The following is an 8,573-nucleotide window of genomic DNA, read 5'->3' as shown; positions in this document are numbered from 1 at the left end:
TAATATAAACGTTCTTGTAATTTGGGCGTACTCCGAATCCCACGGCTTTCTCCGTGGGCGGAATCCCGCCCTGACCCGGGAAGGAAGCTGATACAGCGATGAGCGCAAAATTTTCGCTTCTGCCGGGCATGATTGCCCGGTATCTGCTGACAATTGAAATCACGGACATTCTGGACATTCTGCTGATGGCCATTGTCTTGTACAAGCTGCTGAATTTTGTCAAGACCTCGCGGGTGGCAAACCTTTTAAAGGGCGTTTTGATTTTTCTGGCGGTGCTGTGGCTGTCCTCCATCTTTCACCTCAACGGCATCAGTTACATCATGGGCCGGATGGTGGAGTGGGGCGTTCTGGCCCTCATCATCCTGTTTCAGCCGGAGCTTCGCCGTGTGCTGGAGCAGATGGGCAGCCGTCGGCTGGCCTTTTTCTTCACCAGAGGAGAGACGGAGAGCACGCTGGAGCGTATGATCGGACAGACTGTTCTGGCCTGCACCGAGATGTCCAAATCCCGCACCGGCGCGCTGATTGTCTTCGAGCGGGAGATTCTGCTGGACGACATGGTCCGCAGTGGTACGGTGCTGAACGCGGATGTATCCGGTGAGCTTTTGAAAAATATCTTTTTCGTGAAGGCGCCCATGCACGACGGCGCGGTTATTGTTCGCAAGGGCCGGGTTTTGGGTGCGGGGTGTATGCTGCCCCTGAGCAAAAACGTGAATCTCTCACGGGACTTGGGGATGCGTCACCGGGCCGGTATCGGCATGAGCGAAAACTCCGACGCAGTGGTGGTGATTGTCTCCGAGGAGACGGGGTCTATTTCCGTAGCCGTGGGCGGGATGCTGAAGCGGCATCTGATGCCGGAAACGCTGGAAAACCTCCTGCGCAACGAACTGCTGCCTCAGGAGAAAGAGCCGTCGGACCGGAAGCCGGGCCTTTTCGGGCTGCTGCGTGTCCGCAGGGAAGGAGGCAGCCGCAATGGAGAAGAATAAACAGCGCTGGAACAAAAGCAAGGTTTTGTATGTCGTCCTCTCCATTTTGTGCTCCTGCGCCATCTGGCTGTACGTGGACAGCATCAACAACCCCGAGAAGGAGAAAACCATCAGCGATATCCCCATCGAATATGTTGGGTCGGATACCATTTTGGCCGACCGGGGGCTGATGCTTTTGCCGGAAAGCGACCAGACTATGACGCTGACCATTAAGGCGCGGCGGCTGATTCTGGCCAAACTGGACCCTGATAAAATCCGCATTCAGGCAAACTTGTCCGATATTACGGAAACCGGGGCCCATAACGTGGGTTATACGGTTCGCTATCCCAGCAATATTCCAAGAGATGCCGTCTCCTATTCCAACGCCTCCTATGCCGCCCATGTGGAAATCGGCGAGCTTTATCGGCGAAATGTAGATATCCGCTGTACACTGACAGGCACCGTGGCCGAGGGGTATATTGCCGGAGAACTCCGTCTGGAGCCCGAGACGCTGGAGCTGCGCGGGCCGCGCACCGAGGTGGACGCAGTGGCCTATGCCAAGGTGACGCTTGCGGTGGACAACGCCACAGAAACCGTCTCCAAAGCGCTGGACTATGAGCTTTACAACGAGGCCGGAGAGCTGATTGAGGACACCTCCAACCTGCGCGCAACCTCCGATCAGATTCAGGTGACGCTGCCCGTAAACGTGGAGAAGGAGCTGCCCCTTCGGGTAAACTTCATTGAGACAGCCGGGGCCAGAGTACAGAATTTGGACTATTCCATCACCCCCGCCAGCATTACGGTTTCAGGTGCGGCAGAGCTTTTGAAGGACGTGGAGTATATCACGCTGGACGATTTTGAACTGGCGGAATTTGTGGGACCCTCCACCTATCGGTATACCATCAACGTCCCTGCGGGTTGTGAAAATCTCAGCGGAACTGCCCGGGCAACCATGACCGTCCGATTCAAGGACATGGTCTCTGCCGACTTTAATGCCGTGAATTTTACGTGTGAAAACGTACCGGAAGGGAAAACTGTAACCGTTCTGACCACGGAGCTGCCGGTGTCCCTGCGGGGAACCGCAGCGGATGTGGCGTCTGTCAAGGCGGAGGATATTACGGTGACGGCGGATTTGACAGATATTCTCGCCGCAGGCGGGAGCTATACAGTCCCCGCAAAAGTCATCGTGGGCAATGGCGCGGACGTGGGCGTGGTGGGTGAATATCAGGTGAAGATCACCATTTCCGAAGACACCGGACAGGAGGAGACTCCTGATCCCACAGTCCCTTAACGTAAACAATCAGCGGATTTAGGAGCGATCAAATGACACAAATTGCAACAATTGAAAAGCTGTTAGACGAAAGCCACGCGGAAATTTCCGTGGCGCGGCAGTCCGCCTGCGGACACGACTGCGAAGAGTGCGCCGGCTGCGGCGTTTCCGGCGCGTCGGTCTATGCCAGAGCTAAAAACTCCATTGGGGCACGGCCTGGGCAGAAGGTGGTGGTGGAGAGCAGCACCAAAAATATCCTTGGCATTCTCCTGCTGGTCTATATGGTTCCAGTGGTGCTGTTTTTCCTTGGATATGCGCTGGGGGGATTTTTTGCCACAGCGGCGGCGCGGTATACCACGGCGGTCGTCGCCTTTGTGCTGGGTATGATTCCGGCGGCGCTCTATGACCGCCGCCTGCGGCGGCAGGGCGGCATGGAGTTTACCATCGTCAGGCTGTTTTAAGCCGGGGCACGATGTTTGGTTACGTCAGGCCCCCGCTGGATCTGCTTCCCGCTGAGGAGCAGGAGCGGTTCCGCAGGGCCTACTGCGGACTGTGCCACACTCTGCGCCGTCGGTGCGGGCTTCCCGCCCGGTTCATTCTGAACTACGACTTCACGTTTCTGGCCATCCTGCTCTCAGGCGGAGAAGAGCCGGAAACCCGCTGTGAACGGTGCGTGGCAAGCCCCCTGAAAAAGAGGACGTGCTGTGGCGCGCACCCGGCGCTGGATTTGGCGGCGGATGAGAGCGTGATTCTGGCCTATTGGCAGGCGAGGGACGGCGTGGTGGACCACGGGTTTTGGAAAGGGCTTAAATACCGCGCGGCGGCTCTTGCCCTGCGGGGCGGCTATCGAAAGGCTGCCGCCGCCCGTCCGGAATTTGACCGGGTGACGCGGGCGCAGCTCGGTCGGCTTGCGGAGCTGGAGCGGGAGAAGGCCCCTTCGCTGGACGCTCCGGCAGACGCCTTTGCCCAAATTTTGGCCGCCGCCGCCGACGAGGCAGAGGACGGGCCGCTGCGCCGCATTCTCCATCAGCTTTTATACCATCTGGGCCGCTGGGTCTACCTGACGGATGCGGCGGACGATTTAAAGGAAGACGCTCTTTCTGGAAACTACAACCCGCTGATCTACCGCTACGGCCTAAATGACGGCGCGTGGACGCCGGAGAGCCGGGATGCCTTCACAAAGACGCTGGACCACTCCGTCCGGCTTCTGGCCACGGCCTATGAGCTGTGGGATTTTGGGTGCTGGACCCCCATTTTGGAGCAGACTGTTTACACGGGTCTGTTTCAGGTGGGAAAGGCAGTGCTTTCAGGTACCTACCGGGCAGGTAAGCCGACGCGTAAGAAAGACAGAAAAGTTGAGGAAACCACATGAACGATCCCTATCAGGTACTCGGCGTTCCCGAATCCGCGTCGGATGCGGAAGTGAAAAAAGCATATTTGGAGCTGGCGCGGAAGTACCATCCCGACAACTACCACGACAATCCTCTGGCGGATCTTGCGCAGGAGAAGATGAAGGAGATCAACGCCGCCTATGAGGAAGTGAGTAAGCGGCGGGGCAGTGGACGAAGCAGCAGCACAAGCCGCCCCAGCTCCGGCTACGGCGGCTATTCCGGCGGATACGGTTACGGCTATGGTGCGGGCGGGTCTGCCCAGCAGTCGTCACAAAGCTCTGTTTTGCAGCAGGTGCGTATGGCTGTCAACTCCGGAGATTTGAGTCGGGCGGAAGCCCTGCTTGCCAACTATTCGGACCACAATGCGGAGTGGAACTTTCTCCGGGGCGCGGTGTGCTACCGCCGGGGCTGGCTGGATGAGGCGCGGAGATACTACGAAACCGCCGCCCGGATGGATCCGGGCAACAGGGAATACCGGCAGGCGTTGGAATTTATGGACAACGCCGGAACGTCGGCTTACAGCCCGCGGGGCGGGTTTGGAATGGAGCAGTGCGGAAGCGGCGGACTTTGCCAACAGCTTTGCTGCACGTATCTTTTGTGCAACGGCTGCGGCCTTGGGTTCCGCTGCCTGTAAAGCGCGGCTTTTGATAGGGAGGAAACAGAAGTGATTAAGAGTATGACCGGCTATGGCCGGGCGAGAAAAACACTTGAAAATCGGGATATCACCGTGGAGGTTCGGTCCGTCAACAACCGGTATCTGGACTGCACGGTGAAGCTGCCAAGAGCCTATGTTTTTGCGGAAGATGCGGTGCGCAAGCACGTGCAGCAGGCCGTTTCAAGAGGGAAAGTGGATCTCCTTTTCAGCATTGATTCCACGGGGGCGGACACTGCCAAGGTGACGGTGGACCGCAGTCTTGCGGAAAGCTATGCCGCCGCGCTGAGAGAGCTTTCGGAACTCTGCGGCACAGAGGCAAAAATCTATCCCGAGACGCTGGCCCGGTTTCCCGACGTGCTGAATGTGACCAAGGCGGAGGAAGATCTGGACGCGCTGGGCGCGGATATTTGCTTGGTGCTGGATGAAGCGCTGTCCGCGTACAATACCATGCGGGCGTTGGAGGGCGAAAAGCTGGCCACCGATATCGGCGGCCGTCTGGACGCAATCGAGGCTTTGACCAAGCGGGTGGAGGAGCGCTCTCCTGAGACGGTGGCGGAGTATCGCCGGAAGCTGACTGCCCGGATGGAGGAGGTTTTGCAAAGCGCCTCCATCGACCCCCAGCGGATTTTGACGGAGGCCGCGATTTACAGCGACAAGGTGGCCGTGGACGAGGAAACGGTCCGCCTGCGCAGCCACCTGTCCCAGCTTCGGGAAATGCTGCGCTCCGACGAACCCATGGGACGAAAGATGGACTTTCTGATTCAGGAGGTGAATCGGGAGTCCAACACCATCGGTTCAAAATGCTGCGATGTTTCCATCGCGCAGGTGGCGGTGGACCTGAAGGCGGAGGTGGAAAAAATCCGCGAGCAGGTCCAGAACGTGGAGTAAGGCCGTGAAGCTGATCAATATCGGCTTTGGAAGCCTGATATCCGCAGACCGTCTGGTGGCGGTGGTCAGTCCGGATTCCGCGCCGGTGAAGCGCCTGATTCAGGAGTCCCGGGAGCGGGGAATGCTGATCGACGCGACCTACGGGCGAAAGACCGCCTCGATTTTTGTCATGGACAGCGACCATGTGGTCCTCTCCGCGCTGCCGGTGGAAAAGCTGGCGGGGCGGCTGGGGACTGAAATCCCGAAGGAAGAGGAAGAATAGGATGCAAAAGGGAAAGACTTTCATTATTTCAGGACCCTCCGGGGTGGGAAAGAGCACAGTTTTAAAGGCGCTTTTGAAAAAGCGCTCCAATCTGTACTTTTCCATCTCTGCCACCACCCGGGAGCCGCGTCCCGGCGAGGTGGACGGTGTGCACTACCGGTATATGGACGTGGACGCGTTCCGGGAGAGAATCGCCAACGAGGAGTTCTTGGAGTATGCCGAGTATGTGGGCAACTTCTACGGCACGCCGAAGAAATACGTGGACGAGGCCATGGAGGACGGGCAAGACGTAATTCTTGACATTGAGATTCAGGGTGCGTTACAGGTGTGCGACAAGCGTCCGGGAACACCCCGTATTTTCATCGCCCCGCCCTCTTGGGCGGAGCTGGAGCGGCGGCTGACGGAGCGGGGAACCGACTCCCCGGAAAAGGTGCAGAAGCGTCTGCTGCGTGCCAAGGTGGAATTTCAAACGGCTCATACCTATGATTACTTTGTCATCAACGACACCGTGGAAACCGCGGTGGCGGAGCTGGACGCCATTATGACGGCGGAGCACTGCAAGCCCAGCGATCGCATGGAGATTATCAGCGGAAGATGAGCCACCGCCCATCAGAAAATTATTTTAAGCCGAAAGGCAGATAGGAAGAAATTTACTATGATGCTTTATCCTGCAATGACCCAGCTTAACAGCTACATCCCCAACCGCTATATGCTGGTGAACGTGGTGGCCCGGAGGGCCCGTCAAATTTCCGAGGCTGCGGAAAGCTCCGGCGAGTCGCTGTGCGAAAAGCCTGTGACTCTGGCCATTCGTGAGGTGGCGGACGGCAAGCTGGATTCCCGGGGCATGAACCTGACCATCGCAGAGGGCGATGCCGACCAGAAGAGGACGCCGCAGGAATAATTTTGCGGACGGGGAGGGACGAGGATGGAGCGCTCAGAGATTGCAAAGGTAGCCGTCAGCGCGGCCACGTTTTCCATCGATCGGCCCTACGACTATCTGATTCCCCAGCCGATGCTGGAAAAGGCGAGGCCGGGGGTGCGGGTGTCCGTACCCTTCGGCAGGGGAAACCGAAGCTGCGAGGGTGTGATTCTGGCCCGGGAAACCGGCCCGAAGCGCGCCGGCGTGAAGCCGCTTGCATCCGTGCTGGATGACGAACCGGTGCTGGATGGCTGGGGTGTATCTCTGGCGCTGTGGATGCGCCAGCGGTATTTCTGCACCATGTACGAAGCGGTGAAAACCATTTTACCCGCAGGACTTTGGTATCGCCTGCGCGAGGTTTTTACACTGACGGAGGGTCTTGATCGCGCCGCCGCTGAGGACCTCGCCGGAAAAATGAAACACGCCGGGCCGGTGCTGGACGCGGTCTTTGCCGCCGGGGGCAGCGCCGAGCTGACCCAGCTAAAGGCCGTCTGTGGCGAAGACGCGGAGCCCACGCTGCGGGCTTTGTGCAAAAAGGGCGTGCTGTCTTCCAGCGTCACCTCCACCCGGCGCGTAAGCGACAAGCAGCGCCGAATGGCGGAGCTGACCATGGACGGAGCAGAAGCTTTGGCTCTGGTGGAACCCAGAAAAAAATCCGCGCCGATGCGCTACGAGGTGGTATTGCTGCTGAGCGCCACCGGCCGGGCTTCGGTGCGGGACATCTGTTATTTTACCGGAGCTTCCGTCCAGACCCTGAAGGGATTGGAGAAGTCCGGTATTGTGGCGTTTTCGGAGGAAGAACGGCTTCGGATTCCGGAGCCGAAAGAGGTCGAGCCGGGGCCGCCCATTGTCCTGAACGACGAGCAGCAATCCGCTTTTGGGCGGATTTTGGCTCTGACGCAATCCGGAAAAGCCGAGGCGGCGCTTTTACAAGGCGTTACCGGCAGCGGAAAGACGCAAATTTACATCCGTTTGGCGCAGGAAGTTCTTAAGCAGGGCAGGTCCGTGCTGGTGCTAGTTCCGGAAATTGTGCTGACGCCCCAAATGATGGAGAAGTTTTCTTCCTACTTCGGAGGGTCGGTTGCCATGCTCCACAGCTCCCTGCGGATGACGGAGCGGTATGACCAGTGGAAGCGCATCCGCAGGGGAGAAGCCCGGCTGGTGCTGGGCACTCGGTCGGCGGTATTCGCGCCATTGGTTGATCTGGGCCTTGTCATCATGGACGAGGAGCAGGAGGGGAGCTATGCATCGGAAAACGCGCCCCGATATCATACCCGAGACGTGGCAAAATTCCGCTGTGCTCAAAGCGGCGCCGCGCTGGTGCTGGGATCCGCCACCCCGGCGGTGGAAACCGAATGGAGCGCCAAGCAGGGACAGTATCACCATGAACTGCTGCGCAGGCGGTACAACGAACAGAGCCTGCCCGCCGTTCAGGTGGTGGACCTGCGGCAGGAGATCAAGGCCGGAAATTCCGGCGCGCTCAGCGGGCCTCTGCGGCAGGAGCTTCAGGAAAATCTGGAGCGGGGAGAGCAGAGCATTCTTTTTTTAAACCGTCGTGGCAACAGCCGGATGCTGGTGTGCGGCGAATGCGGCAGTGTTCCTTCCTGTCCAAGGTGCAGCGTTACCATGACCTATCACTCCGCCAACGGGCGGCTGATGTGCCACTACTGCGGACATTCCCGCCCCGCCAGCGACGTTTGCCCTGAGTGCGGCGGTATTATGAAGCACATCGGAACGGGGACCCAGCGGGTGGAAGAGGAACTGCGGGATTTATTTCCCGGCGTGGGCGTGCTGCGGATGGACGCGGACACCGCCGGCGGGGATCATGAAACACTTCTGAGCCGCTTTGAGCGGGAGCGGATTCCCATTCTTCTGGGAACCCAGATGGTAGCCAAGGGTCTTGATTTTGAAAATGTGACGCTGGTGGGCGTACTCAGCGCCGACGCGTCTTTGTATTTGGACAATTACCGCGCCGCCGAACGGACGTTCAGCCTGCTGACGCAGGTGGTAGGCCGGGCTGGCCGGGGTGGAAAGAGCGGCCGGGCGGTTATTCAAACCTACACCCCCGGCAACGAAGTCATTCAGAGTGCCGCGTTGCAGGATTACGAGCGGTTTTACGACAGTGAAATTGCTTTGCGGCGTATCCGACGCTATCCGCCCTTTGCGGACCTCTTTACCCTCACCGTCTCCGGCGGAGACGAAGGCGCGGTGTTCCGCGCGGCGATG

10 protein-coding genes are annotated in these 8,573 nt (G+C 58.9%); all 10 read left to right on the top strand.

The genetic code is table 11. The features are described from left to right. Positions 1-98 precede the first annotated feature (98 nt). Positions 99-983, top strand: coding sequence for a diadenylate cyclase CdaA (cdaA, locus tag B2W96_RS11290; protein ID WP_293010466.1), 885 nt, complete (start codon positions 99-101; stop codon positions 981-983). After that, positions 970-2,253 (top strand): CdaR family protein, encoded by a 1,284-nt coding sequence (locus B2W96_RS11285; RefSeq protein ID WP_293010464.1) that lies wholly within the window; start codon positions 970-972, stop codon positions 2,251-2,253. Before cdaA ends, B2W96_RS11285 begins: the two co-directional genes overlap by 14 nt. 32 nt (positions 2,254-2,285) lie before the next feature. After that, positions 2,286-2,693, top strand: coding sequence for a SoxR reducing system RseC family protein (locus B2W96_RS11280; RefSeq protein WP_293010462.1), 408 nt, complete (start codon positions 2,286-2,288; stop codon positions 2,691-2,693). Between the two features lie 11 nt (positions 2,694-2,704). Then, the gene (locus B2W96_RS11275) at positions 2,705-3,604 is read left to right on the top strand and encodes a DUF5685 family protein (RefSeq protein ID WP_293010460.1); all 900 of its coding nucleotides are present in this window, start codon (positions 2,705-2,707) and stop codon (positions 3,602-3,604) included. Next, positions 3,601-4,257, top strand: a complete 657-nt coding sequence (locus tag B2W96_RS11270; RefSeq protein ID WP_293010458.1) for a J domain-containing protein — start codon at positions 3,601-3,603, stop codon at positions 4,255-4,257. Before B2W96_RS11275 ends, B2W96_RS11270 begins: the two co-directional genes overlap by 4 nt. Before the next feature lie 30 nt (positions 4,258-4,287). Further along, positions 4,288-5,166 (top strand): YicC/YloC family endoribonuclease, encoded by an 879-nt coding sequence (locus B2W96_RS11265; RefSeq protein WP_293010456.1) that lies wholly within the window; start codon positions 4,288-4,290, stop codon positions 5,164-5,166. Positions 5,167-5,170: 4 nt separating this feature from the next. Continuing rightward, positions 5,171-5,428, top strand: a complete 258-nt coding sequence (locus tag B2W96_RS11260) for a DUF370 domain-containing protein (RefSeq protein WP_293010454.1) — start codon at positions 5,171-5,173, stop codon at positions 5,426-5,428. A gap of 1 nt (position 5,429) precedes the next feature. Continuing rightward, a complete protein-coding gene (gmk, locus tag B2W96_RS11255; protein ID WP_293010452.1) occupies positions 5,430-6,026 on the top strand; it encodes a guanylate kinase in 597 nt (198 codons plus the stop codon). A gap of 57 nt (positions 6,027-6,083) precedes the next feature. Then, positions 6,084-6,329, top strand: coding sequence for a DNA-directed RNA polymerase subunit omega (gene rpoZ, locus B2W96_RS11250; protein WP_293010450.1), 246 nt, complete (start codon positions 6,084-6,086; stop codon positions 6,327-6,329). A gap of 24 nt (positions 6,330-6,353) precedes the next feature. Continuing rightward, positions 6,354-8,573: replication restart helicase PriA (gene priA / locus B2W96_RS11245; RefSeq protein WP_293010448.1), on the top strand; the 2,220-nt coding region annotated here is incomplete at its 3' end.

The sequence above is a fragment of the Oscillibacter sp. UBA6647 genome (genome assembly GCA_002455655.1).
In the GTDB taxonomy this organism is placed as follows: domain Bacteria; phylum Bacillota; class Clostridia; order Oscillospirales; family Oscillospiraceae; genus Oscillibacter.
Note: the sequence above shows the minus strand (reverse complement) of the source record. Positions and strands in the feature narration are given on the sequence as shown.